Origin of the sequence: Pseudomonas sp. ACN8 (genome assembly GCF_002303925.1) — a bacterium.
Lineage (GTDB): Bacteria > Pseudomonadota > Gammaproteobacteria > Pseudomonadales > Pseudomonadaceae > Aquipseudomonas.
On sequence record NZ_MRCS01000039.1, the window covers coordinates 1 to 25463 of the forward strand.

General features: G+C 59.5%; 27 protein-coding genes and 1 tRNA gene. 13 read left to right on the forward strand and 15 right to left on the reverse strand.

Annotated elements, in window-relative coordinates:
• The 3 genes from BSF44_RS30395 to BSF44_RS20720 all read left to right on the forward strand — a co-directional run.
• A partial coding sequence (locus tag BSF44_RS30395; protein ID WP_095945092.1) for a hypothetical protein occupies window positions 1-623 on the forward strand: 623 nt, incomplete at its 5' end.
• A 20-nt stretch (window positions 624-643) separates the two neighbouring features.
• Window positions 644-1612 (forward strand): DUF6708 domain-containing protein, encoded by a 969-nt coding sequence (locus BSF44_RS20715; protein WP_256589123.1) that lies wholly within the window; start codon window positions 644-646, stop codon window positions 1610-1612.
• A gap of 33 nt (window positions 1613-1645) precedes the next feature.
• The gene (locus BSF44_RS20720; protein ID WP_371918287.1) at window positions 1646-1810 is read left to right on the forward strand and encodes a hypothetical protein; all 165 of its coding nucleotides are present in this window, start codon (window positions 1646-1648) and stop codon (window positions 1808-1810) included.
• A 243-nt stretch (window positions 1811-2053) separates the two neighbouring features.
• Here BSF44_RS20720 and BSF44_RS20725 read toward each other — a convergent pair.
• The 5 genes from BSF44_RS20725 to dapA form a co-directional block, all read right to left on the reverse strand.
• Window positions 2054-2143 (reverse strand) — tRNA-Ser (locus tag BSF44_RS20725).
• An 83-nt stretch (window positions 2144-2226) separates the two neighbouring features.
• Complete coding sequence (gene purC, locus BSF44_RS20730) at window positions 2227-2940, reverse strand: phosphoribosylaminoimidazolesuccinocarboxamide synthase (RefSeq protein WP_007944067.1); 714 nt, start codon at window positions 2938-2940, stop codon at window positions 2227-2229.
• 28 nt (window positions 2941-2968) lie between these two features.
• Window positions 2969-3727 (reverse strand): MBL fold metallo-hydrolase, encoded by a 759-nt coding sequence (locus tag BSF44_RS20735; RefSeq protein ID WP_095945094.1) that lies wholly within the window; start codon window positions 3725-3727, stop codon window positions 2969-2971.
• A gap of 4 nt (window positions 3728-3731) precedes the next feature.
• A complete protein-coding gene (gene bamC / locus BSF44_RS20740) occupies window positions 3732-4847 on the reverse strand; it encodes an outer membrane protein assembly factor BamC (RefSeq protein WP_095945095.1) in 1116 nt (371 codons plus the stop codon).
• 17 nt (window positions 4848-4864) lie between these two features.
• The gene (gene dapA / locus BSF44_RS20745; protein WP_095945096.1) at window positions 4865-5743 is read right to left on the reverse strand and encodes a 4-hydroxy-tetrahydrodipicolinate synthase; all 879 of its coding nucleotides are present in this window, start codon (window positions 5741-5743) and stop codon (window positions 4865-4867) included.
• Between the two features lie 328 nt (window positions 5744-6071).
• Between dapA and BSF44_RS20755 the strand changes: the two genes are divergently transcribed.
• Both BSF44_RS20755 and BSF44_RS20760 read left to right on the forward strand, forming a co-directional pair.
• Window positions 6072-6632, forward strand: coding sequence for a glycine cleavage system protein R (locus tag BSF44_RS20755; RefSeq protein ID WP_007979776.1), 561 nt, complete (start codon window positions 6072-6074; stop codon window positions 6630-6632).
• 10 nt (window positions 6633-6642) lie between these two features.
• The gene (locus tag BSF44_RS20760) at window positions 6643-7116 is read left to right on the forward strand and encodes a peroxiredoxin (protein WP_095945097.1); all 474 of its coding nucleotides are present in this window, start codon (window positions 6643-6645) and stop codon (window positions 7114-7116) included.
• A 131-nt stretch (window positions 7117-7247) separates the two neighbouring features.
• Here BSF44_RS20760 and BSF44_RS20765 read toward each other — a convergent pair whose 3' ends face one another.
• Window positions 7248-8318, reverse strand: coding sequence for an AI-2E family transporter (locus BSF44_RS20765; RefSeq protein ID WP_095945098.1), 1071 nt, complete (start codon window positions 8316-8318; stop codon window positions 7248-7250).
• A gap of 31 nt (window positions 8319-8349) precedes the next feature.
• Window positions 8350-8589, reverse strand: coding sequence for a sulfurtransferase TusA family protein (locus tag BSF44_RS20770; RefSeq protein WP_007996208.1), 240 nt, complete (start codon window positions 8587-8589; stop codon window positions 8350-8352).
• 98 nt (window positions 8590-8687) lie between these two features.
• Here BSF44_RS20770 and BSF44_RS20775 point away from each other — a divergent pair, with 98 nt between their 5' ends.
• On the forward strand, window positions 8688-10121 hold the full coding sequence (locus BSF44_RS20775; RefSeq protein WP_095945099.1) for a M48 family metalloprotease: 1434 nt from the start codon (window positions 8688-8690) through the stop codon (window positions 10119-10121).
• A gap of 74 nt (window positions 10122-10195) precedes the next feature.
• Here BSF44_RS20775 and BSF44_RS20780 read toward each other — a convergent pair whose 3' ends face one another.
• The 4 genes from BSF44_RS20780 to rpoE form a co-directional block, all read right to left on the reverse strand.
• A complete protein-coding gene (locus BSF44_RS20780) occupies window positions 10196-11620 on the reverse strand; it encodes a DegQ family serine endoprotease (RefSeq protein WP_095945100.1) in 1425 nt (474 codons plus the stop codon).
• 178 nt (window positions 11621-11798) lie between these two features.
• Window positions 11799-12758, reverse strand: a complete 960-nt coding sequence (locus BSF44_RS20785; RefSeq protein ID WP_095945101.1) for a MucB/RseB C-terminal domain-containing protein — start codon at window positions 12756-12758, stop codon at window positions 11799-11801.
• Window positions 12759-12766: 8 nt separating this feature from the next.
• Window positions 12767-13354 carry a sigma-E factor negative regulatory protein gene (locus BSF44_RS20790; protein WP_095945102.1) on the reverse strand — a complete coding sequence of 196 codons (588 nt, stop codon included), beginning with the start codon at window positions 13352-13354 and terminating at the stop codon, window positions 12767-12769.
• A gap of 31 nt (window positions 13355-13385) precedes the next feature.
• Complete coding sequence (rpoE, locus tag BSF44_RS20795; protein ID WP_003172477.1) at window positions 13386-13967, reverse strand: RNA polymerase sigma factor RpoE; 582 nt, start codon at window positions 13965-13967, stop codon at window positions 13386-13388.
• Between the two features lie 552 nt (window positions 13968-14519).
• On the opposite strand from rpoE, the gene nadB reads away from it, so the two are divergent.
• On the forward strand, window positions 14520-16136 hold the full coding sequence (gene nadB, locus BSF44_RS20800) for an L-aspartate oxidase (protein WP_095945103.1): 1617 nt from the start codon (window positions 14520-14522) through the stop codon (window positions 16134-16136).
• Here the strand turns inward: nadB and BSF44_RS20805 are convergent.
• Window positions 16105-16557 (reverse strand): protein YgfX, encoded by a 453-nt coding sequence (locus tag BSF44_RS20805; RefSeq protein WP_095945104.1) that lies wholly within the window; start codon window positions 16555-16557, stop codon window positions 16105-16107. The genes nadB and BSF44_RS20805 overlap by 32 nt on opposite strands.
• Window positions 16541-16795 (reverse strand): succinate dehydrogenase assembly factor 2, encoded by a 255-nt coding sequence (locus BSF44_RS20810; RefSeq protein WP_007979797.1) that lies wholly within the window; start codon window positions 16793-16795, stop codon window positions 16541-16543. Before BSF44_RS20810 ends, BSF44_RS20805 begins: the two co-directional genes overlap by 17 nt.
• A gap of 149 nt (window positions 16796-16944) precedes the next feature.
• Here BSF44_RS20810 and BSF44_RS20815 point away from each other — a divergent pair, with 149 nt between their 5' ends.
• Window positions 16945-17886, forward strand: a complete 942-nt coding sequence (locus BSF44_RS20815; protein ID WP_095945105.1) for a folate-binding protein YgfZ — start codon at window positions 16945-16947, stop codon at window positions 17884-17886.
• A 34-nt stretch (window positions 17887-17920) separates the two neighbouring features.
• Window positions 17921-18742, forward strand: coding sequence for an HDOD domain-containing protein (locus BSF44_RS20820; RefSeq protein WP_095945106.1), 822 nt, complete (start codon window positions 17921-17923; stop codon window positions 18740-18742).
• A gap of 113 nt (window positions 18743-18855) precedes the next feature.
• Here BSF44_RS20820 and BSF44_RS20825 read toward each other — a convergent pair whose 3' ends face one another.
• Together BSF44_RS20825 and BSF44_RS20830 are read right to left on the reverse strand one after the other, a co-directional pair.
• A complete protein-coding gene (locus BSF44_RS20825) occupies window positions 18856-20244 on the reverse strand; it encodes a sensor histidine kinase (RefSeq protein WP_095945107.1) in 1389 nt (462 codons plus the stop codon).
• Entirely contained in the window at window positions 20237-20908 is a 672-nt protein-coding gene (locus tag BSF44_RS20830; protein WP_007979804.1) for a response regulator, read from the reverse strand. The genes BSF44_RS20825 and BSF44_RS20830 overlap by 8 nt, the downstream gene beginning before the upstream one ends.
• A 442-nt stretch (window positions 20909-21350) precedes the next feature.
• Here BSF44_RS20830 and BSF44_RS20835 point away from each other — a divergent pair, with 442 nt between their 5' ends.
• Genes BSF44_RS20835 through BSF44_RS20850 form a run of 4 tightly spaced genes read left to right on the forward strand, consistent with a single transcriptional unit; the run spans window position 21351 to window position 25388 of the window.
• On the forward strand, window positions 21351-22328 hold the full coding sequence (locus tag BSF44_RS20835; RefSeq protein ID WP_095945108.1) for a tripartite tricarboxylate transporter substrate binding protein: 978 nt from the start codon (window positions 21351-21353) through the stop codon (window positions 22326-22328).
• A gap of 58 nt (window positions 22329-22386) precedes the next feature.
• Window positions 22387-22845 carry a tripartite tricarboxylate transporter TctB family protein gene (locus BSF44_RS20840; RefSeq protein ID WP_095945109.1) on the forward strand — a complete coding sequence of 153 codons (459 nt, stop codon included), beginning with the start codon at window positions 22387-22389 and terminating at the stop codon, window positions 22843-22845.
• A 1-nt stretch (window position 22846) separates the two neighbouring features.
• Complete coding sequence (locus BSF44_RS20845) at window positions 22847-24361, forward strand: tripartite tricarboxylate transporter permease (protein ID WP_095945110.1); 1515 nt, start codon at window positions 22847-22849, stop codon at window positions 24359-24361.
• Complete coding sequence (locus tag BSF44_RS20850) at window positions 24354-25388, forward strand: AbrB family transcriptional regulator (protein WP_095945111.1); 1035 nt, start codon at window positions 24354-24356, stop codon at window positions 25386-25388. Before BSF44_RS20845 ends, BSF44_RS20850 begins: the two co-directional genes overlap by 8 nt.
• Window positions 25389-25463 lie beyond the last annotated feature (75 nt).

Consider the following 25463-nt stretch of genomic DNA (forward strand, 5'->3'; position numbering starts at 1 on the left):
CCATGAAATCCGATTCAGCCAATTACTGCGGTTTCAATAACTCCACTCTCCGACTCAGCGGCGCGGTGCTGCTGACCAACACCTTCGGTACCCGCCTGCTGCAAAGCAGCGCGGCGTCCAGGCTGGATGGCCCGCTCAACACCGCGCTGGCCTTGGTATTCAAGGCGATGTTGGCGGGGCGAGCGACATTTGCCGGTATGGCCTTTGATATCGCCGACGGTGTGAAAGCTTTCAATCAAAAAAAATGGTCCATCGCTGCAGTTTATTTTGTCAGAGCCACCGCTCAACTTAGCGCAGCGTTCTTCTCAGCAGCCATCGGATTGGCAGCGGCCGCCCCGTATCTGGAACGGCTAATCCAGATACATGGACGAAATCGTTTTTTGGTATTTACTCATCAAAAATCCACACAGCTTGCATTGAAAATGGCTTTTATGCTGCGTTGGTGCATACGAATAAACCTGGTGATTTTCGCAGCTTCCGTCGCGTTAGAAATGCTGCTCCCCAATGAGCTTCAGAATTACTTGAACCACTGTACTTTCCGAAAAGATCGAAGCAATGGAACCCCCGAATCCGTAGAGCAAGAGCTAAAAAACTTTCACAAACCTATCGAGACAACTCTCTAATGTATTTTTTTGAATGGCTCATGTACGACGGTCGCGCGACGACTGATTACGAAGCATTGGCGAAAGAAGCTGACCAGCAAATAGCGAACAAAGAAAAGCTCCCGCCTATCCGGGTAACGCAACCGGTTTCCCAAGCGATTTCGGACAACGAGTCTCTTTATGATTACAATTCCACGTACATTGATGTTCGCACTCCAAACGATGAGAAGCGTGGACTAATTACGTTAATACCTGGAACCTGTGGTGCTCTCTTTATCTGGATGCTCGTCGCGACACTTTACTTCCTTGTCATATATTACCGTGGCGAGTACAGCGATGAAACAACGCCGCTGGATGTTTTTAATATTATATTGTTGCATGCCATCCCATTGATCCCCATAACTTCTCTGTATTTATACATGAAATACGTTTTTCCTTACTTGCGACTTGAAATTTTCACCGCCCGACGCCTGATCGTCCGCTTCAACCGCATCACCCGCAAGATCTACCTGCTTCGCCCCAAACACCTGGGAGGCATTGTCGCCTTGGACTGGGACACCGCCGAAGTCTGCATCAACCCGAAGATGTCCGAACTGGACGGCACGGGAGGCTTCGTCATGCTGGGATGGGACAAAGAAACCCACTCCGTCCGTGACGCCGACGGCCATCTCAAGGACGACTTCGAAATCACCTTCGTGGGCAAGCCAACCCGTAACGCCTCCGAACTCTTGGCGTTCTGGGAATACATTCGGCGCTACATGGAAGAGGGGCCGGAAGCGGCGCCCAAACCCAAAAAACTCATCGGCAAATTTCCCTGGCCGTGGCGCTCTTTCATGGCTGTGTGGCAACTGGACAGCCGGTTCGTGAAAATCCCTCAGCTGTGGATCTTCGTGCCGATCTATGGCCTGTTACTGCCGTTGATCCTTGTGCATGCCTGTGGCCATTGGGTGTCCCTGCTGTTGTGTTACGAGCCAAGGTTTCCTCGCTCCATTGAGGATGCAGGCCGCTGATCCCATGAAATCCGATTCAGCGAGTACTGGGCCATGGCTCAACTGTTCATGCAACAAGGCCCACAAGCCCTGCCCACCTTCCCCCACCCGCCCCGCGACTGGAACAACGAAGACGTGACCTTCAACCTCGCGCGCCGTTTGGCGCCCAAGGTGCGGTGGCCGACGGAAATAGACCTGGAATCACGCACCGCACCCTAATGTCGCAGTAGCAGGGCGGACAATGCGGACTTGTGATCAGCTCCGAGCCTTCCCGAAAGGGAATAGCTGCCATGATGCGCCGCTCATAGGACAAAACGCCTCGTCCACCGACAGCCCCGGACAAGCATGAACCTCCATTGAATGGCGCACATCGTTTGATGGTCGATTGATAGTCGCGTGACTTTTCAGCAGGCAAAAAAAATCCCGCTGAGCGTCTAGCTCGCGGGATTTCTTTGGTATTTATGGCGGAGAGATAGGGATTCGAACCCTAGGTACCGGTGAAGGTACAACGGATTTCGAATCCGTCCCATTCGGCCACTCTGGCATCTCTCCAACGGCGCGCATCATAACAACACTTTCGCAGGAAGCGAACCCCCTGAGCGAAATATTTCTGTGCTATCAGATGCTTGCGTCGGTTAAAGCGGCACGCCCAGACGATTGGCGACTTCTTCGTAGGCTTCGATAACGTCACCGAGGCCCTGACGGAAGCGGTCCTTGTCCATTTTCTTGCCGGTGGCCTTGTCCCACAGACGGCAGCCGTCCGGGCTGAATTCGTCGCCCAGCACGATGGAGCCATCGTGGAACACGCCGAATTCCAGCTTGAAGTCGACCAGCAGCAGGCCGGCGTCGTCGAACAGCTTGCTCAGGACTTCGTTGACCTTGAGCGACAGCTCTTTCATGCGAACCAGTTGCTCGGCGGTGCCCCAACCAAAGGCCACGACGTGGGATTCGTTGATGAACGGGTCGCCCTTGGCGTCGTCCTTCAGGAACAGTTCGAAGGTGTAAGGGTTGAGCTTCATGCCCTCCTCGACACCCAGGCGCTTGACCAGGCTGCCGGCGGCGTAGTTACGCACGACGCACTCGACCGGGATCATGTCGAGTTTCTTCACCAGGCATTCGTTGTCGCCCAGCAATTTGTCGAATTGGGTCGGCACGCCGGCCGCTTCGAGCTTCTGCATGATGAAGGCGTTGAACTTGTTGTTCACCATGCCTTTGCGGTCAAGCTGTTCAATACGCTTGCCATCGAACGCCGAGGTGTCGTTGCGAAACAGCAGGATCAAACGGTTAGCGTCGTCGGTCTTGTAAACCGATTTGGCTTTGCCGCGGTAGAGTTCTTCACGTTTTTCCATGATGGGCTCCGCTTGCTAAGTAGATGGGCTAGGCGATGTGGCGCCAGTCGAGCCCTGAATCTTGATCGGCCAGTTGCAGCCAGTCCGGGTCGCACCCGAGGGTGTCGACAAAACATTGCCGGGCCAGCCGCGGCAGGTTGTTCTTGCTGCTCAGATGGGCCAGGACCAGGTGTTGCAGGTCTTTCCAGCCCAGCTCGGCCACCAGGAATGCCGCCTGGTGGTTATTCAAATGTCCCAGTTCACCGCCCACCCGCTGCTTGAGAAAGTACGGGTAGTGACCGCGAGCCAGCATGTCACGGCAGTGATTGGACTCGATCATCAACGCATCGAGGTCCCGATAGCCGTCCAGCACCTTGTCACAATAGGAACCCAGGTCGGTCAACAGGCCGAAGCGCCGCAAACCGTCACTGAAAACATATTGTGTCGGCTCCTGTGCATCGTGGGCCACGGCAATGACACCGATGCTCAAGTCGCCGATTTGCAGCTGCTCGCCGCCGGCCAGAAAGCCTGCGGGTTCAATCGGTTTGCGCATCCCGCGCAAGGTCCCGCGACTGAGGTAGACAGGCAGATTGTAGCGCCGAGACAGCAAACCCACGCCATGCACGTGGTCGGCATGTTCGTGGGTCACGAGTATCGCGCTCAGCTGCGCAGGGTTCACACCCAGGCGCAGCAGGCGTTTTTCGGTTTCCCGCAGGGAAAACCCACAATCCACCAATACATACGTATCAGCGCTGGCTATCAACGTGCCGTTCCCTTGGCTACCGCTGCCGAGAACGGCAAAACGCATGCGATCAGCCCAGGTTGTCCTGAATCTTGCTCAACACTTTACGCGCCACGTCTGCTGGCGCCACGGTGTTGATGTTTTTCTCGACGGTGACCTGGACGTTCTCGCCAACCTTGCTCAGGCGAACCTGATAACGCTCGGCGCGGGCCTCAAGCTCTTCCTTGCTCGGCGCGCTGCCGAACAGGCTGCTGAAGAAGCCTGGTTTGTCGTCTTTGCTCTCGGCTTTTTCGGCCAGGTTGATGTAGTACAGGCCCAGGCTACGGTTGATGTCTTCAACACGCCATTCGCCTTGTTCCAGCGCGCGACCGACGCTCGACCAGGCACGATCCAGGTCGGTGCCGACGTTCAGCACAGGGTTGCCGCTGCCGTCTTCACTCAGGCTGACACGGCTAGGCGCGTCGAAATCACGGGAAGCCAGCATGGAGACCGAACCGCCCTTCTCGGAGATACGGCTCATGCTCGCGAGCATATCGTCGACCAGTGCCGCGTCCAGGCCAGTGTTGACCGAACGGTTGGTGAAGGCCACATCGGCGGTGCTGCCGGCAGGACGCTCGGCGCTGACCACATAGACTTCACTGGTGTTGCGCTGCACGCCTGGCTCGATGCGCACCCGCACGCGGGTTTCGCTGTCCGTGCTGACGCCAGCCGCGCTCAGGCGCTTGGCCATGGCCGCGGACAGCTCATCGGAATGCTGCCAGGTCGTGGTGAATTCACCGGTTTGCGGACGCTGTTCATCCAGACGGAAACCATTGTCCTGGAAGAACTGGACGGCCACTGGCCAGATTTCAGCCGGTGGATTCTGCGCCAGGATGGAGCTGGAGCCGCCGCTCTTCTGCAGAGAATAGGGGCTGGCGTCCGCAGCCGCCGTCAGTGGCTGCGGGCGAGGAACGATGTATTCGCCCTTGGCGGTGTCATCGGCCACGTTACGCGGGATCGGCAACAGCGGATCCAGACGCTTGGCGGTATGGATATCCTGCGGTATTTGCATCGGTGCAGTCTGTTGCGCTTCCAGGTAATCGCTACCACGGTCACGGAAATAACCTTCCGGGCCCCAGACCCATCCACAGCCACTGGTGCTGGAGATAATCAAGGCAAGTGCGGAAAGTCCGGCCATTCGCTTCATGCGTTGTACTTCCTCAATTAAACCAGGACGCCGCACTGGCGCAGGACCGTGCGCAGCGTTTCGTGACAAGGTGTGCTCAGCCAGGTCAACGGCAGGCGAATGCCTTCGTGCATCAGGCCCATTTCAACCAAAGCCCACTTCACCGGAATCGGGTTGGCTTCGATGAACAGGTCCTTGTGCAGCGGCATCAGTTTTTCGTTGATTGCCCGTGCAGTCTCGGCATCGCCCTTGAGAGCGGCCTCGCACAGATCGGCCATTTCACGCGGCGCGACGTTGGCGGTGACGGAGATGTTGCCCTTGCCGCCCATCAGGATCAGCTCGACCGCGGTCGGATCATCGCCGGAAAGGACGACGAAGTCCTTGCTTACGCCGTCGAGGATGGCCTTGGCGCGCTTGAGGTCGCCAGTCGCTTCCTTGATACCGATGATGTTCGGCACGGTGGACAGGCGGATCACGGTTTCGGCCTGCATGTCGCAGGAGGTGCGGCCGGGAACGTTATAGAGAATCTGCGGGATGTCGACCGATTCGGCGATGTGCTTGAAGTGCAGGTACAGGCCTTCCTGGGTCGGCTTGTTATAGTACGGCACGACCAGCAGGCAGGCATCGGCGCCGGCTTCCTTGGCATTTCGGGTCAATTCGACCGCTTCGCGGGTCGAATTGGCGCCGGTACCGGCGATCACCGGAATGCGACCATTGACCTGCTTGACCACGGCACGGATGACTTCGATGTGCTCGTTGACGTCGAGGGTTGCCGATTCGCCGGTGGTGCCGACGGCGACAATGGCATGGGTGCCGTTTTCAAGGTGGAAGTCCACGAGTTTGCTGAGGCTGTCCCAGTCAAGACGCCCCTGTGCATCCATGGGTGTGACCAGTGCCACCATACTGCCCGCAATCATGAAACCGCTCCTGCCGGAAAAAGAGAGCCGTAATGGTACTGGCGCCAAGATGCTTGCACAAGCGAAGTACTGTGCTGCCGCCATTCCCCTTGGCGCCGGTTTTCGCTACCCTTCAGACTTTGATCGGTACAGACAAGCTCGTGCGTCGGGTTTCAGCCTCCATTTTCGGCATCACAAGCCCTGATCCAGCGTTGCCGCCTCTCGCTCCCGCCCTGCCGGAGCACGTTGCAACCTGCCGCTTGGGGTTTTCTGAATTCGCATCCGCAGGCTCGCTCCCGGCAAAACGCCCTCTGGACGTACCGACCGCTCATCGCTTTAGGAATGCTGCATGTCCACCCCCACAGTTCGCGAACAATTCCTTGTTATCAGTGCCCTCGGCGCCAACCCCATGGAGCTGACCAACGTCCTGTGCCGCGCCAGCCATGAAAACCGCTGCGCCGTTGTCACCTCTCGCCTGACCCGCCATGGCGAATGCAGTGCCCTGGTGCTGGAAATCTCCGGTAGCTGGGATGCCCTGGCGCGCCTGGAAGGCAGCCTGCCAGTATTGGCCAAGCGGCATGCGTTCACGGTCAACGTGGTGCGCAGCGCGGCCCTGGAAAACCGCCCCCAGGCCCTGCCGTACGTCGCCTATGTCAGCTCGGCCTACCGCTCGGACATCATCAACGAGCTGTGCCAGTTCTTCATGGACCACAATGTCGAGCTGGAAAACCTGACCTGTGACACTTATCAGGCTCCGCAGACCGGCGGCACCATGCTCAACGCCACGTTTACCGTGACCTTGCCGGCCGGCGTGCAAATCAGCTGGCTGCGCGATCAGTTCCTGGATTTTGCCGACGCGCTGAACCTCGATGCCCTGATCGAACCCTGGCGCCCACAGAACCCAATGTAAGGAAGCTTTCATGGCCGTTGCCATCGACCAACCGGTCGCCGATTTCGAAGCCCCCGCCACGAGCGGGCAGACCGTCAGCCTAGCGGGCCTGAAGGGCAAGCAAGTAGTGATCTACTTCTACCCCAAGGACAGCACCCCAGGCTGCACGACCGAGGGGCAGGGTTTTCGTGATCAATACGCTGCATTCAAGACCGCCAATACCGAAGTGTTCGGCGTGTCTCGCGACAGCCTGAAATCCCACGAGAACTTCAAGTGCAAACAGGAATTCCCCTTTGAGCTGATCAGCGACAAGGACGAAGCCATCTGCCAGCTGTTCGACGTGATCAAGCTGAAAAAGCTCTACGGCAAGGAATACATGGGCGTGGATCGCAGCACGTTCCTGATCGATGCCAACGGCGTGCTGCGTCAGGAATGGCGTGGTGTGAAGGTGCCGGGGCATGTTGATGCGGTATTGGCTGCCGCTCAGGCCCTCAACAAAGCCTGATTTCTTCGAGACCTGTTCCGACGCTATCGCGAGCAGGCTCGCTCCTACAGTTGACCGAGTTGTTTTGACTGACGCGATCTGATGTAGGAGCGAGCCTGCTCGCGAAGAGGCCCATCAGCCTCACTGAAGATTTAAAGCAGCGGCGATACCACCGGTTCCTTTCGCGGCCACGCATCCAGCACGGCCTTGAACAGCGTCGCCAGGGGAATCGCAAAGAACACCCCCCAGAACCCCCACAACCCGCCAAACAGCAGCACCGCGCAGATGATCGCCACCGGGTGCAGATTCACCGCCTCCGAGAACAGCAATGGCACCAGCACGTTGCCATCCAGCGTCTGAATGATCCCGTAGACCGCCATCAAGTAGATGAACTGATCGCTCCAGCCCCACTGGAACAACGCAATCAGAAACACGGGCACGGTCACCACTACGGCACCGACATAAGGCACCACCACCGAAATCCCCACCAGCAGTGCCAGCAGCGCCGCGTAGTTGAGCTCAAGGACAACGAAGGCGATGTAGGTCACGCCACCGCAAATGAAGATTTCGATGACCTTGCCGCGAATGTAATTGGCGATCTGCCGGTTCATTTCATGGGCGACCCGGGTGATCAACGCCCGCTCTCGGGGCAGGTAACCGCGCACCCACTGGCCGATCATGGCCCGATCCTTGAGGAAGAAAAACACCAGGATCGGCACCAGTACCAGGTAGATCATGATGTTCACCAGCAATGGCAGGCTCGACAGCGAGAACGTCAGTGCCCACTGGCCAAACTTGCCGATTTCGCCCCGCGCCACTTCGATGGCCCGCAGCACTTGTTCGTCGGATACCAGGTGCGGATAGCGCTCGGGCAGCAACAGCAATAGCGACTGCCACTTGGCAAGCATGCCGGGCAACTCGTTGAACAATGTGATCAATTGGTGCCATAGCAATGGCACGACAACCACGATGAATACCAGCAACAACCCCATGAACAACGCAAAAACCAGCCCCACCGCTGCCCAACCCGGCACGCGCAGGCGCTCAAGGGCCACCACCAGCCCCTGCATCAGGTACGCCAGCACCATCCCGGCGAGTACCGGCGCCAGCATACCGCCCAGGGTCAGTACGACGGTAAATGCCAGAAACAGCAGGACAGCCAACACCACCGCTTCTTCATCGGAAAAATAGCGCTGAATCCAGTCGCGTAACACTTTGAACATCAATAATCCTTAGGAGCAAACGCAGCCGATTTCAGGCTTTTTTCAACCAGTAGCGGTAAACACCCGCATCATCTTCTTCACGAAGCAGGGTATGACCGGCCAATCGGGCAAAGGTGCGAAAGTCGCGCTGCGAACCCGCATCGGTGGCGATGACCTTGAGTACCGCACCACTGGCCAGCCGGTTGAGCTCCATCTTGGCCTTGAGCAACGGCAACGGGCAATTCAGGCCACTGGCGTCCAGTTCAACGTCATGTTCTACAGCGTCGGTCATTGCATCACTCCGGGTCAGGTGGTTGAGTTGCCTAGAATATCTGGTCGCAACGCCGGTGTCCGGCTACAGTAAGGTCTTTGTCGACTAAGGCTTTGTGCATGACATTTTTGCGCCCTACCCTGCTGACGCTCGCTTGCCTGCTCGCCTCACCGGGCTTCGCCGACGACCTGCCGTCACTCGGCGACGCCAGTTCTGCCATTGTCTCACCGCAACAGGAATACCAGCTCGGCCGCGCCTGGCTGGCCATGTTGCGCAGTCAGGTTTCGCAGCTCAACGATCCGCAACTCAAGAATTACGTGGAATCCAGCGTTTACCGACTGGTCGAGACCAGCCAGGTCACTGACCGGCGCCTGGAATTCATCCTGATCAACAGCCCGCAGCTCAACGCCTTTGCGGCACCCGGCGGGATCGTCGGGGTGAACGGTGGTTTGTTCCTCTACGCCCAGACCGAAGGCGAATACGCCTCAGTATTGGCGCACGAATTGGCTCACTTGTCGCAACGCCACTTTGCCCGAGGCGTCGAAGCGCAGCAACGCATGCAAGTACCCATGATGGCTGCATTGCTGGCGGGTATCGTGTTGGCAGCCGCAGGTGGCGGTGACGCCGGGATTGCAGCCATTGCCGGCACACAGGCCGCAGCCATCCAGGAACAGCGGCGATTCTCCCGCCAGAACGAGCAGGAGGCCGACCGTATCGGCCTCCTCAATCTGGAAAAGGCAGGTTACGACCCCCGCTCGATGCCCAGCATGTTCGAGCGCCTGGGGCGTCAGTACCGCTACGATGCCAAGCCGCCGGAATTTCTGCTGACTCACCCGGTCACCGAGTCTCGTATCGCCGACACCCGCAACCGCGCCGAACAGTTTCCAACGGGCGGTATCGAAGACAGCATGCGCTACCAACTGATCCGCGCACGCGTACAGCTGATCTATGAAGAAACCCCGGGGCTTGGCGCCAAGCGCTTTCGCGCACAGCTCGACGAGAACCCGAAAAACGACGTGGCTCGCTACGGCCTGGCGATCGCCCAGATCAAGGGCGGCCAATTGAACGAAGCACGGGAAAACCTCAAGCAGTTGCTGGCCAAGTCACCCAATGAAATCATCTACAACCTGGCTCAGGTCGATCTGGATATCACCAACAATCGCCTGGCGGATGCCCAGTCCCGGGTTGACCGGTTGATGGGCCAATACTCTGGCAACTACCCGCTGAACCAGATGCGAGTCGACCTGCTGCTCAAGCAGAACCGTACTGCGGATGCGGAGAAAGCCCTCGAAGGCCTGCTCAAGTCGCGCCCGGATGATCCGGACGTTTGGTATCAGGTTGCCGAGACGCGCGGCCTGTCGGGCAATATCATCGGCCTGCACCAGGCTCGCGCCGAATACTTTGCGCTGGTCGGCGACTACAAACAGGCCATTCAGCAACTGGACTTCGCCAAACGCAGGGCTGGCAGCAACTTCCCGCTGTCTTCGCGGATCGACGCACGGCAACGCGAGTTGATGGAACAGGAGCGCATGATCAAGGACATGATGGGCTGACGCCCCGAAGACAAACAGTCCAGACAAAAAAACCGCCTCTTTCGAGGCGGTTTTTTATTCAACCAACAACCGGATTATTCAGCCAGTTTGAAGGTGATGAAGCTCGCACGCCCCTGACGCAGTACCCGCATCGACACCGAGCGGTTCTTTGGCAGCGCCTTGGCGATGTCCGCGAACTCCTTGGTGGAACCGATGGCCTGGTTGTTCAGATGGGTGATCACATCACCCGGCTGCAAGCCGATCAGCGCGGCAGGACCGTCCTGCACTTCCTTGATCAGCACACCACCTTTGAGGTCGTAGGTTTTCTTCTGCTCGTCAGTCAGCTCGACCACGGAAACACCGAGGCGATTGCTGCTGCGCTCGATGCTGGATTTTGGCTCGGCGCCCATCTCCTTGCCTTCTTCCGGAATTGCACCGACGGTCAGCTCGACATTCTTGCGCTTGCCTTCACGAATCACTTCCAGATTGGCTTTTGCACCAGCCTTCAACGCGCCAACAAGGTGCGGCAGGTCGGCCGACATGACGATCGGCTGACCGTTCATGCTCAGGATCACGTCCCCCACTTGCAGACCACCCTTGGCAGCCGGACCATCATCCTGGATTTGGGCCACCAGCGCACCGGCCGGTTTCTCCAGACCGAACGACTCGGCCAGATCCTTGCTCACTTCCTGAATCACGACGCCCAGCCAGCCACGGCTGACCTTGCCACCGGATTTCAGCTGATTGGAAACATCCATGGCCACGTCGATCGGGATTGCAAACGACACGCCCATGAAGCCACCGGAGCGGGTATAGATCTGCGAGTTGATCCCGACCACCTCACCGTTCAGGTTGAACAGCGGGCCACCGGAGTTACCCGGGTTGATCGGCACGTCGGTCTGGATGAACGGCACATAGTTTTCGTTCGGCAGGCTGCGACCAACGGCACTGACGATACCTTGGGTCACCGTGTGGTCAAAACCGAATGGCGAGCCGATCGCGACAACCCATTGGCCGGCCTTCAGGTCCTGGGATTTACCGAGCTTCAGCACTGGCAGATCCTTGCCTTCGATTTTCAGCAGCGCCACGTCGGAACGTGGATCGGTACCGATCAGCTTGGCTTTCATTTCGCTGCGATCGGCCAGGCGGACGAGGATTTCGTCAGCATCGGCGATCACGTGGTTGTTGGTCAGGATATAGCCATCGGAAGAGATGATGAAACCCGAGCCCAGGGACGTTGCCTCGCGCTGACGGTCACGAGGTGAGCGTGATTGTGGCGGCATGCCCCGTTCGAAGAATTCGCGCAGCATCGGCGGCAAGCCTTCGAGGTCGGGCATTTGCTCGCTGACTTTGCGGTCTGGCAGCTTTTGAGTGGTACTGATGTTCACGACCGCAGGCGAGGCCTGTTCGACCAGTTGCGTAAAGTCAGGCAATTCGACCGCTTGGGCGGTGACCGCCTGACCGAGCACCAGCACGGTGGCAATAATGGAGAGGTAGGACTTCAAGCGAGGTATCGACATACGGCTCCCGTTACGACGAGCATGGTTAAGCGATATGGAGCAAGGAACACCGGGAACGATACGCCGGTATTTTTGTTCCGGGAACAACAAACAAGGCCAGAGCCGAGGGGCTCTGACCTATAAGAAATTTACGGGATTTTTGCAAATTGAAATGCTCACGAAACATTTCGAATTCAGCTCACTGCTTGGTTGCAGCGGTGTCGGTGCGCATCGAAAGCGCTATCCGTTCAGCAGTACCGACCGGTATCTCGCCGACGACCGTCACCATCATGTCGCCCTGTGCCGTGGCCAGGCGCCGGGAAACCGCAACGGTCGGCCCCAACTGAGTACGGGTGTCGGTGACTGTTTCGCCATTCAACGGCTCGAGGAATACCGAAAAGCGCGTCAGGCCATCATCATACATCAGGCTGTTGACCTGGGTCTTGGTCTGCGGATCCTTGCGAGCGGTGCTGCTGGTCAGCTCGAAGCCGGGCGGCAACCAGTCGGAACGCCAGACCTGGGCAGACTTGGCGGCAGAAGCCTTGTCACTCTCGAGGTTGACCGGCTTGCAATCATTACTGGCCTGCAGGTCTTTTTCGGAAGGAACGTCAGCGGTATCCAGTTGCGTGAACTGGAAGCGCTCCAACAACCGCCCCTTGTCGTCCAGCAGCAAGGACTTCAGAGGCAGGCCGGTCTCTTTGTCCAGATGCAGTTCAAAGCCGTAGCGGTGCTGATCGCGGGGTTTCAGCGATACGATCACCGCCGGACGCCCGGCGACACGCGACTTGCCGATGACGGCGAGGTCATACCAATTCTTGAGCTTTTGAGGATCGAGTGCACGGGCAGCGGAGTTCGGGGAGTCCCCAAGCCCGGCTATCAGTGTGCCGCTGACGCATTGGGTTTGCCCATCAATGCGCACGACTTCCTGAGCGGAACCGTCGAGCTGGATCAATCGCTCTCGGACCTTTCCATCCTGGACGTGGTGCCAGATGTTATGGGTAGAAAAACTACCGTTACGCTCGTAGACGAAAGTACCCTGAAAGCTTTGCTGTTGCTCTGCCTGGCCCAGGCGGGTCAACCAGTCCTGGGCTTCATCGGCTTGGGCTGGAACGATGAACCAGCCGCTGAGCAGAAGCGAAAGTAGAGGTATGGCGCGCATGATCCTCCTTAACGGTTTTCCAGGCTTGCGGCACGAGCGTACGGCAGAGCGCTCTCAGTGCCTTTCAGTGCAGCCTGTTGTGCGTGTTGGCGCAAGTAACCTGGCAGACGCTGATCGTGCCAGCCTGGCTGACCTTGCAATACGCCGTTGGCCATTGGGCCGGTAGCATCCGAACTCTCATTGTAGCCTGCCAGAACGGCTGGGCCTTTTACTTGAGGAGCGGCCAACGCGGGTTGAGTGGATTGCTGGGCCAATTCGACGCCGGCGATCTCATCCTGGTTGTACAGACGCACACCGGCCAGCACCGCCAGGGTCACGGAAGCTGCGACCGCCAGACGACCCAGGCTGCGCCATGGACCACGGGAGGCTTTTGCCGGTACGGCTTCGTCAGCCAGGGCAGCAGAAACAGCCGCGGCGATATCCAGGCGTGGAAGCAGCAGATCCTTGTGCATCACTGCCCGAGCGATCTGATAACGAGCCCAGGTATCACGGTTTTCAACATCGTCGCAGGCATTCAATACCCGACGCAATTCCAATTCGTCCGCTTCGTTATCCATCACTGCGGACAGCGATTCCTGCAGGGCTTCACGACTCATGGCGTTCCTCTCTTGGCTGTCGCCGCTGTCTTTAGTTTTCCTGCAACAACGGCTGCAGGGCTTTGTCGATGGCCTCCCGGGCGCGGAAGATCCGGGAGCGCACGGTGCCTACCGGACATTGCATGACACTCGCAATGTCCTCGTAACTCAGACCATCAAACTCACGTAAAGTTAAAGCCGTACGCAAATCTTCCGGCAGTTGCTGAATGGTTCGATGGACGGTGCCTTCGATCTCATCCCGCAGCAAGGCCCGCTCTGGCGACTCGAGATCCTTGAGGCCATGATCGCCATCGTAGAACTCTGCATCCTCGGAACTGACATCGCTATCCGGCGGCCGACGGCCGCGTGAAACCAGATAGTTTTTCGCCGTGTTGATGGCGATGCGGTAAAGCCACGTATAAAACGCGCTGTCTCCGCGAAAATTTCCAAGTGCACGGTATGCCTTGATAAAGGCTTCTTGTGCCACATCCTGGGCTTCATGGGTGTCGTGCACGAAACGCACGATCAACCCGAGAATTTTGTGCTGGTATTTCAGCACTAGCAGATCGAAAGCACGCTTGTCGCCGCGCTGAACGCGTTCGACCAGTTGCTGATCCTCTTCCTGGGTTAGCATGAACACTCCTCGATGAGCTCGGAGGAGGCTTGCAGAAGTAAACCACCAGACTTGCAAACATAGACTCGTGCTTTTCGCAAAAGTTCTCCCCCTCCAGGCAAGTTTCCTGCGGGCTCTGATTTGGCACGCACGAAAAGCGCAGCACGAGTTGACCCGGCTGCGCGGATAATCTTGTCATCGGATTCTTCAGCAAGGATCGAACTGCAATCCCGCGCTGAAACCGACACTGTCCCTTGTTTCAGGCAACCGTCTATTGATCTTGGCCCTTTGGCAAAAGTTCCAAATATTTATAGTCGTGCCAACCCGACATTGTGCAACCGTGAAGGGAAAAAGACTGTTAAATCGGCGATACAGTCATTCTCGCGCCCAACGGGCAGAAAAACATCCGACGAAGCGTCCGGTGTTTTGGGTCACGGTAGTTTCACAATGCCATGAACGCTCGGGTATTGTGCCGCTCCCCCCCTCTATATACTAGTGGGCTGTGCGGCTGCACTGACTCGACAGTCCAGCTGCGCCAACCCCGACCCGGGTCGCTTTGAGCGGAATCCTGAAATGAGCCAACAGTTTCAACACGATGTTCTGGTAATTGGCAGCGGCGCTGCCGGCTTGAGCCTTGCGCTGACCTTGCCCGGTCATTTGCGCATTGCCGTTCTGAGCAAGGGCAACCTCGCCAATGGCTCGACTTTCTGGGCCCAGGGCGGCGTTGCGGCCGTGCTGGACGACACCGACACCGTTGAATCCCATGTCGATGACACCCTCAATGCCGGCGGCGGCCTGTGCCATGAGGAGGCCGTGCGCTTTACCGTCGAGCACAGCAAGGAAGCGATTCAATGGCTGATCGACCAGGGCGTGCCCTTTACCCGCGATGAACAGTCGGGTAACGAAGACGGCGGGTTCGAGTTCCACCTCACCCGCGAGGGCGGCCACAGCCATCGGCGCATCATCCATGCCGCCGATGCCACCGGCGCGGCCATTTTCACCACCCTGCTCGACCAGGCCCGGAAACGGCCGAACATCGAACTGCTGGAGCAGCGGGTGGCGGTCGACCTGATCACCGAGAAACGCCTGGGACTCGAAGGTGATCGCTGCCTCGGCGCCTATGTGCTCAATCGCGGCACCGGCGAAGTCGACACCTACGGCGCCCGCTTTGTGATCCTCGCCTCCGGTGGTGCGGCCAAGGTTTACCTCTACACCAGCAACCCTGACGGTGCCTGCGGCGATGGCATTGCCATGGCCTGGCGCTCGGGCTGCCGGGTGGCGAACCTGGAATTCAACCAGTTCCACCCTACTTGCCTGTATCACCCGCAAGCCAAGAGTTTCCTGGTCACCGAAGCCCTGCGAGGCGAAGGTGCGCACCTGAAGCTGCCCAACGGCGAGCGCTTCATGCCGCGCTTCGACCCACGGGCCGAGTTGGCGCCACGGGACATCGTCGCCCGGGCCATCGACCATGAAATGAAGCGACTGGGTGTCGATTGTGTCTACCTGGACATCAGCCACAAGCCCGAAGCCTTCATCAAGTCGCACTTCCCGACGGTGTACGAACGCTGCCTGGAGTTTTCCATCGACATCACCAAACAACCGATTCCGGTTGTCCCGGCGGCGCACTACACCTGCGGCGGCGTGATGGTCGATCAACAGGGCCGTACCGATGTGCCTGGGCTGTACGCCATTGGCGAAACCAGTTTCACCGGCCTGCACGGCGCCAACCGCATGGCCAGCAACTCGCTGCTGGAATGTTTCGTCTACGCCCGTTCGGCGGCGGCGGACATTATTGAACAACTGCCCCGGGTGCCGATGCCGGCCCCCCTTCCCGTCTGGGATGCGAGCCAGGTCACCGATTCCGATGAAGACGTGATCATTGCGCACAACTGGGATGAACTGCGGCGATTCATGTGGGACTACGTTGGCATCGTGCGCACCAACAAGCGTCTGCAACGTGCGCAACACCGCGTGCAACTGTTGCTGGATGAAATCGACGAGTTCTACAGCAACTACAAGGTCAGCCGGGACTTGATCGAGCTGCGCAACCTGGCCCAGGTGGCCGAGCTGATGATTCTGTCAGCCATGGAGCGCAAGGAAAGCCGCGGCCTGCATTACACCCTCGACTACCCGGACATGTTGCCGGTCGCGCTGGACACTATTCTGGTGCCGCCCACCTACGTCGGCTGAATTTGAGCCGGACCCGCAGGCGTCGGTGCACATCCGCCGCCTGCGCATCCCGGGGCACGCAAATGGCCCGGACCCGGCGCTCGCCACGCAGCCGAAAACGCAGTACCACCACCAATGGCAGCGCCAGGCTGTCCGGGCGCAGTTGCACGGGCTGCCAACCCTTCGATTGATTCCACAACTGCCAGCCATCCGCATCGCGACGCAAGCCGCGGAATGCCTGTGGGTGCGTCAGTAAAATCCGACGCGGCAGCACCCAAAAGCCATGCAGCAGACAGCCAAAAACACCGAGCAAACTGGCCCAGAGTGGAATTGATAGTAAAAACAACGAACCCAACGCGAACAGCTGGGCCAGAAGATACGCCGCCAGCAACTGCCGTGAGGCATGCCAGCGGCATTCGAACCCGTTATTTGGGCTGGACACGATCCAGGATCATGCGGACCATGCGTTGCAGCTCGGGATCTTCCGATTCGCTGCGTTCCATGAACCAGCCGAACATGTCCTGATCCTCACACGTCAGCAGTCGGACGTACAACGCGCGATCCACTTCGTTGAGCGTTGCGTAAACCTCTTTCGTGAACGGTACCAGCAGCACGTCAAGCTCAAGCATGCCGCGGCGGCTGTGCCAAAAGAGGCGGTTCAGTTCAACATCTTCGACCATGGAGCGCTCCTCAAATAGGCCGCAAGTATACAGGCCCGCGCCCCATCGAACAGTCGGCTTTGGTCGGCCACCGTCGAGCCTTTGTTAACTACCCATTTCGAAGGCGCGCCCTTATGATGTCCACCAGACTTTTTACCCTGCGATGACCCATGGCCGATTCTGCTTTTTTCTGCACCCTTTCTCATGAAGGTGTTCTCGCGGTCCGCGGCGCGGACGCCAGCAAATTCCTGCAAGGCCAACTGACCTGCAACCTCAATTACCTGAGCGACTCCCGGGCCAGCCTCGGTGCGCGCTGCACGCAAAAAGGCCGGATGCAGTCGAGTTTCCGCATCCTGCTCGAAGGGGACGGCGTGGTCCTGGCCATGGCCAGCGAATTGCTCGAACCGCAACTGGCGGACCTGAAAAAATACGCGGTGTTTTCCAAGTCGAAACTGACCGACGAAAGCTCCGCCTGGGTCCGCTTCGGCGTTGACCATGGCGACGCCGCACTGGTCAGCCTCGGCCTGGACCTGCCGGCGGAAACCGACAGCGTCGTGCGCAACGATGGGCTGATTGCTATCCGTGTCTCGCCGGAACGCACCGAACTGTGGGTCGCCGCCGGTCAAGCCGATGCGGTCAAAGGCAAGCTTTCAGCGGTACTGAGCGAAGGCGATCTGAATCAATGGCTGCTGGGTCAGGTCCGCGCAGGGATCGGCCAGGTCATGCCCGGCACCCGCGAGTTGTTCATCCCGCAGATGCTCAACCTGCAAGCGGTCGGTGGCGTGAGTTTCAAGAAAGGTTGCTACACCGGGCAGGAAATCGTCGCGCGGATGCAGTACCTGGGCAAACTCAAGCGCCGCCTGTACCGCCTGCAACTGGCTGCCGGCGAACTGCCTGAACCGGGTACCCCGCTGTTTTCCCCGACCCACGGCAGCTCCATCGGCGAAGTGGTGCTGGCTGCCCGCGCCGGACAGAACATTGAACTCCTGGCTGTGTTGCAAGCCGAAGCAGCAGAAAGTGGAGACATCCACCTGGGCGCGCTCGAAGGGCCGTCCTTGAAGCTGCTCGACCTGCCTTATGAACTGGACCGCGACCGCGAAATCCAGCAATAACGGCAGTATTTGACGCAACACCTAGAGAGACTAAATGAGCGAGCTGGCGGAAAAGGTCCAACAGGATTTGGTTGAGGCCATCAATAACGATGACCTGGTTCTGCCAACGTTACCGGAAGTGGCCCTGCAGATTCGCAAAGCCGCGGAAAACCCGGAAGTCAGCGTCAGCACCCTGAGCAAAGTGATCGGCCGTGATACCGCGCTGTCGGCACGCCTGATCAAAGTGGTCAACAGCCCGCTGTTGCGCGCGGCCCAGGAAGTGACCGACCTGCATACCGCGATCACCCGCCTGGGCATCAACTACAGCTGTAACCTGGCGATCGGCCTGGTCATGGAGCAGATTTTCCATGCCCGCTCCGAGGTGGTGGAACAGAAGATGCGCGATGTCTGGCGCAAAAGCCTGGAAATTGCCGGCGTCAGCTACGCCTTGTGCCGCCGCTACACCCGACTCAAGCCCGATCAGGCGGCCCTTGGCGGGCTGGTGCACCAGATCGGTGTGCTGCCGATCCTGACCTACGCCGAAGATCACTATGAGCTGCTGTCCGACCCGGTCAGCCTCAATCATGTGATCGACCGGATTCATCCGCTGATCGGCGAAAAACTGCTCAAGGTCTGGGAATTTCCCGACATGCTGGTGCAAGTTCCACAGCTATACCTGAACTTCAAACGTCAGTCTGCGCAGGTCGACTATGTGGATCTGGTGCAGGTGGCCAGCCTGTATTGCCACAAAGACACTGACCATCCAATCTCGCGCATCGATGCCTTCAGCGTGCCTGCTTTCGTCAAACTCGGGATCGATCCGGACGATAAGGCGATGTGTGCTGACCTGGAAGAAACACGCTCGATGTTTTACTGATCTAGACCGCGTCGCCCCCATCGCGAGCAGGCTCGCTCCCACAGGGATTTGTAGTTCTGCATAGATCCAATGTGGGAGCGAGCCTGCTCGCGATGGGGCCAGAACAAGCCCCATCACTCCCCCGCAATAAAACTCACCCGCACCTTCAACCCCGCGTGCTCACCATCGTGCAGGCTGATCTGCGCCAGATGCGCGCGGCAGATCTCACCGACAATCGCCAGACCCAATCCGGAACCGGCCACTTGCTGATTGCGTCGGTAAAAACGCTCGAATACCCGATCCCGCTCTTCAAGTGGTATGCCGGGACCATCATCTTCGACTTCCAGCACGGCGGGCGCCGAGACCCGCAGAATCACGTTGCCACCCGGCGGCGTGTGGGCCAGCGCGTTATCCACCAGATTGCTCAGCAGTTCGTTCAATAGCGTCGGCTCGCCCCGCAGCCAGACCGGTTCATCCGCCTCCAGCGCCAGCGCGATGCCACGCTTGTGGGCCAACGGCGCCATGGCCATGCCCAGTTCCCGAGCCAATTGACTCAGGTCGAGTAACTGCGCGCCGCCCTCGGCAATCGCCCGGGCGCCGTTTTCGACCCGTGCCAGGGAAAGCAACTGATTGGCCAGATGGGTCAAGCGATCCGTGCCCTGGGCGGCGGTTTCCAGCGTGCTGCGCCAGGTTTCGGGCTCGGCTGAGCGCATGCCCAGTTCCAGGCGCGCCTTGAGCGCCGCCAGCGGCGTGCGCAGTTCGTGGGCAGCATCGGCGATGAATTGCGCCTGCTTCTCGAACTGGCCGCGCAAGCGCTCGGTAAAGTGATTGAGCGCGCGCACCAGTGGCCATAATTCGCGCTGCACTTCCACCAACGGCAAGGGGCGCAGATCGTCCGGCTGGCGCTCTTCCACCGCCGTGCGCAGACGCTCAAGCGGACGTAACGCGGCACTCACCGCAAACCACACCAGCATCAGCGCACCGATTGCCAGCATGCCCAAGCGCAACAAGGTGTCGGCCGCCAGACTACGGGCCATGCTGACACGCGCTTCATCGGTTTCCGCCACGCGAATTTCCGCCATGCCGTTCATGTTCGGCTCGCTCACGGGTTTGAGCAGGCTTACCACGCGCACGTTCTGCCCGCGATACTGGGCGTTGTAGAAGCGTGCCAGCGCCGGATAGTCATCGGTGCGCGGTGTTCCCGGCGGTGGCGCCGGCAGGTTTTCGTATCCGGAAATCAGCTTCTGATTGATGTCGTTGACCAGGTAGAAAATTCGCCCGGCACTGTCGTAGGCAAACGTATCGAGGGCCACGTAGGGCACGTCGGCACTCAGGGTGCCGTCGCGTTGGGAGACGCCGGCGGCGATGGTTCGCGCCGAGGCCAGCAGGGTCCGGTCATAGGCCGTGTCGGCCGCTTCACGACCGTTCCAGTAGGCGCTCAAACCACTGGCCAGCATCAACACCACCAGCAACAGCGCCAGGTTCCACAGCAACCGCCAGCGCAAGCTGCTGGGCTTATGCATCGCGGCTTTCCAGCAAGTAACCGAGGCCGCGGAAGGTCACGATGGCGACCGGCTGGCCATCGAGTTTCTTGCGCAGGCGGTGCACGTAGATTTCGATCGCATCGGGGCTGGCTTCCTCATCAAGACCGAACACTTGCGACGCCAGTTGCTCCTTGCTCATCACCCGACCGGGGCGCGCGATCAGGGCTTCGAGTACGGCCTGTTCGCGGGAGGTCAGGGTCAGCAATTCTTCGCCAAGGGTAAAACGCCGGGTTTCCAGGTCATAGGCCAGCACACCGCAACGCTGAATGCGCTCACCGCCCAGCACACTGCGGCGCAACAAGGCTTTGACCCGGGCTTCGAGCTCGGTCAGTTCGAACGGCTTGGCCAGGTAGTCATCGGCGCCGAGGTTCAGGCCATGGACCCGGTCCTTGACGTCGCTTCGGGCGGTCAGCATCAACACCGGCAGGTTCTTGCCCCGCGCCCGCAAACGCGCCAGCACTTCGAATCCATCCATGCGCGGCAAGCCGACGTCGAGGATCGCCATGGCGTACTCCTCGCTGCCCAGCGCCAGGTCGGCTGCCACGCCATCGTGCAGAACGTCCACGGTCAGCCCGGTGCTCTTGAGCGCCTGAGCGACACTTTCGGCGAGCTGCAAATGGTCTTCGACGAGCAGGACACGCATGGATCTTTACCTCATTCAGGGATGGTCGACGCCATTCTTTGGCGCGGAGTTTACAGCGGCATCCATCGCTGTGAAGCCCGAAAAATCGTGAAAGCCCGCTGAAAGGTTAGCGAAAGGTTGGGACGTTAGAGTCGGCCCACGGATGGTTTCGACTGCCAACCATCGAATCGTAGTTTGAAAGCGTGCTTTGACATGTAACTACCGAAAAACGCCTCGAAGCGTTTTCGCCAATAAAAACAATAAACGAGGTATTGCACCATGCTGTCCACACAGCTTCAGGCTTGCCCGCCCCGCCCTTTCTCTCGCTCCCCGATGTTTACGCTTGCCAGCGCCGAAGCCGGCTGCTCGTCGTTCAGTCCGTACGGACTCGAACGCGCCAGCACCGTGCGAAATCGTCGCACCTGAATCATCCCGAAAAACAACAACTCCAATGGAGACAAAAATGAGCCGTTCAATGCGCCGTTTCGCCCTCGCCGCCAGCTGTGTGCTGTTCGCCGGCCAACTCATGGCCGAGCCAAAACGCCCGGAATGCATCGCCCCGGCCTCGCCCGGCGGTGGTTTCGACCTGACCTGCAAACTGGCGCAAAGCGCGCTGGTCAACGAAAAACTGCTGACCAAACCGATGCGCGTGACCTACATGCCCGGCGGTGTCGGCGCGGTGGCGTACAACGCGGTGGTCGCCCAGCGTCCGGCCGATGCGGGCACCCTGGTGGCCTGGTCCAGTGGTTCGCTGCTGAACCTGGCCCAGGGCAAGTTCGGTCGTTTCGATGAAACCAATGTGCGCTGGCTGGCCGCTGTCGGCACCAGCTACGGCGCCATCGCGGTGAAAAGCGATTCGCCCTACAAGACCCTCGACGACCTCGTGCAGGCACTGAAGAAAGATCCGAGCAAAGTGGTGATCGGTTCCGGGGGCACCGTCGGCAGCCAGGACTGGATGCAAACTGCCTTGATCGCCAAGGCCGCCGGGATCAACCCCCGTGACCTGCGTTACGTTGCCCTCGAAGGTGGCGGCGAAATCGCCACCGCCCTGCTCGGCGGCCACATCCAGGTCGGCAGCACCGACATTTCCGACTCCATGCCGCACATCCAGAGCGGCGACATGCGCCTGTTGGCGGTGTTCGCCGACAAGCGCCTGGACGAGCCGGAAATGAAGGACATCCCGACCGCCCGCGAGCAAGGCTACGACATCGTCTGGCCAGTGGTCCGTGGTTTCTACCTCGGGCCGAAAGTCAGCGATGAAGACTATGCCTGGTGGAAGGACTCCTTCGACAAGCTGTTGGCATCACCCGAGTTCGCCAAGCTGCGCGATCAGCGTGAACTGTTCCCGTTCGCCATGACCGGCCCGGAGCTGGACACTTACGTGAAGAAACAAGTCGCCGACTACAAAGTGCTGGCCAAAGAGTTCGGCCTGATCCAGTGATCGCCCCTGTCTAGCGGCCGCGGCTCCGTTTGGCGGAGTCGCGGCACAGGAGTTCCCCATGCTCTTACAACGCATTTTTGCTTCGGTGCTGTTGCTGGCCTGTCTCGGCCTGGCATTGATGGCGTGGCCGTATCAAGCGGCTTTTTCCTACGAACCGGTGGGGCCTCGGGCCTTTCCGTTGCTGATGCTCGGTCTGATGGGTTCGGCACTGCTGTACATGGTGTTTCGTCCCGCGCCGATCAAGCACAGCGATGACGAGCCGCCGCTGGACCGCGAAACCCTGACCAAGATCGGCATCTGTGTGGCGCTTTTGCTGGTGTTCGCCGGCACCTTCGAACCCCTGGGTTTCATCGTCGCCAGCATCCTGATCGGCGTGCCCATGGCCCGTCTGTATGGCGGTCGCTGGGTGCCGAGCATCGTGATCATCAGTCTGATGGCCGTCGGCCTCTACCTGCTGTTCGACAAGTTGATGGACGTGCCGCTGCCGCTTGGCGTGCTCGACGTTCTGGAGAACTGATATGGATACTCTTGGCTATTTGGGTCAGGGTTTCGGCGTCGCGCTGAGCCCGTACAACCTGGTGACCGCACTGTGCGGCACCCTGATCGGCACCGTGGTCGGCCTGTTGCCGGGCCTGGGGCCGATCAACGGCGTGGCGTTGCTGATCCCGATCGCATTCGCCCTCGGTCTGCCACCGGAATCGGCGCTGATCCTGCTGGCGGCGGTGTACCTGGGATGCGAATACGGCGGCCGGATCAGCTCGATCCTGCTGAACATCCCGGGCGAAGCGTCCACCGTGATGACCACCCTCGACGGTTACCCGATGGCCCGCAAAGGCCTGGCCGGTGTAGCGCTGTCGCTGTCGGCATGGAGTTCGTTCATCGGTGCCTTCATCGCAACCTGCGGCATGGTGCTGTTCGCCCCGCTGCTGGCGAAATGGGCGATTGCCTTCGGCCCGGCGGAATACTTCGTGCTGATGGTGTTTGCGATTGTCTGCCTCGGCGGCATGGCCGGTGACCGTCCGCTGAAGACGTTCATCGCGGCGCTGATCGGCCTGTTCCTGTCGACCGTCGGCATCGACGCCAACAGCGGTGTGTATCGCTTCACCGGGGACAACATCCACCTGACCGACGGCATCCAGTTCGTCGTGCTGGTGCTGGGCCTGTTCTCCATCAGCGAAATCCTTCTGCTGCTGGAAAAAACCCATCACGGCCAGGAAGCAGTGAAAGCCACCGGCCGCATGATGTTCAACTTCAAGGAAGCGGCGTCGGTGTTCGCGGTGAATATCCGTTGCGGCGTACTGGGTTTCATCATGGGCGTGTTGCCGGGTGCCGGTGCGACCCTGGCCAGTGCCGTGGCCTACATGACCGAAAAACGCATGGCGGGTGCCAAGGGTACTTTCGGCCAGGGTGACATGCGCGGCCTCGCAGCGCCGGAAACCGCCATCGGTGGCGCGGCCTGCGGTGCGCTGGTGCCGATGCTGACCCTCGGCGTTCCAGGTTCCGGTACCACGGCGGTGATGATCGGCGCATTGTCGCTGTACAACATCACCCCGGGCCCGCTGCTGTTCCAACAGCAACCGGACATCGTCTGGGGCCTGATCGCTTCGTTGTTCATCGCCAACGTGATGCTGGTGATCCTCAACATCCCGATGATCCGCATCTTCACCCGCATCCTCGCCGTGCCAAACTGGGCACTGGTACCGGTGATCGCGATCATTACCGGGATTGGCGTCTACGCGGTGCACGCGACAACGTTCGACCTGTTCCTGATGATCGGCATCGGCATCTTCGGTTATATCCTGCGCAAGCTGGACTTCCCGCTGTCGCCGGTATTGCTGGGCTTCATCCTCGGAGGCCTGATGGAACAAAACCTGCGCCGCGCCCTGTCGATTTCCAACGGTGCGCTGGAAATCCTCTGGTCGAGCCCGATCACCTTCGGTTGCTGGATCCTGACGGCGATCATGCTGCTGATGCCGCTCATCCGCATCTGGCGCAAACGTTCGGCCGCGCAAGGCGTTATCGCCGATGTCTGATCGGTCCCCCTTCACACTCTGGTGGGGAACCCCGCTGGTCGGCCTGCTGGGCGGTTTCCTCGCCAGCCAGGTCGGCTGGCCTTTGCCGTGGATGGTCGGCTCATTGCTGGCGATCATCCTCGTGCGCTGTCTGACACCCTGGCAATTGGCCGAAATCCCTGGCGGGCGCAAGTGCGGCCAGTGGATCGTCGGTATCGGTATCGGCCTGCACTTCACTCCAGTGGTGGTGGAGCAGGTACTCAGTCATTTCGGTCTGATCTTCTTCGGTGCGTTGGTCACCAGCCTGTCGGCGGTCGTCGGCGTGTGGCTGATGCGTCGCACCGGTGAAGATCGCGCCACGGCGTTCTTTTCCAGCATGCCCGGCGGTTCCGGGGAGATGGTCAACCTCGGCGCCCGCAATGGCGCGGTGCTCAGCCGTGTGGCGGCGGGGCAGAGCTTGCGGGTGTTGGTGGTGGTGCTGTGCGTACCGGCAGCCTTCAAGTATTTGTTGGGCGACGGTACGCCAAATTCCCACGTTGGCAGCATCGATTGGCGCTGGCTGGCGGTGTTGTTCCCCGCGGGTGCGTTGGCGGCCTGGATCTGGGAGCGCCTGCGCCAACCCAACCCCTGGCTGTTCGGGCCGTTGCTGGTCAGCGCGGCGGTCAGCATCGGCTGGGATCTGCACATCGGTTTGCCCAATGGCGGAAGCCAGATTGGCCAATGGTTGATCGGCAGCGGCCTGGGCTGTCACTTCAACCGGCAGTTTTTCCGGCATGCGCCATCGTTCATGGGGCGCACCCTGATCGGCACGGTGTTGACCATGTTGATCGCCACGGTGGCGGCATTGGGCTTGAGTGCGCTGACCCATCTGGATCTGCGTTCACTGACTTTGGGCATGATGCCTGGCGGTATTGCCGAGATGAGCCTGACGGCGGAGACCCTGCAACTGTCGGTGCCGCTGGTGACGGCGATGCAGGTGATGCGGCTGTTGTTTGTGCTGTTTCTGGCGGAGCCGTTGTTCAAGTATTGGAACCGGAATCCGGAGTAAGACCGAGTTGAATTCATCGCCAGCAGGCTGGCTCCCACAGGTTTTGTAAACACCGCAAACCAATGTGGGAGCCAG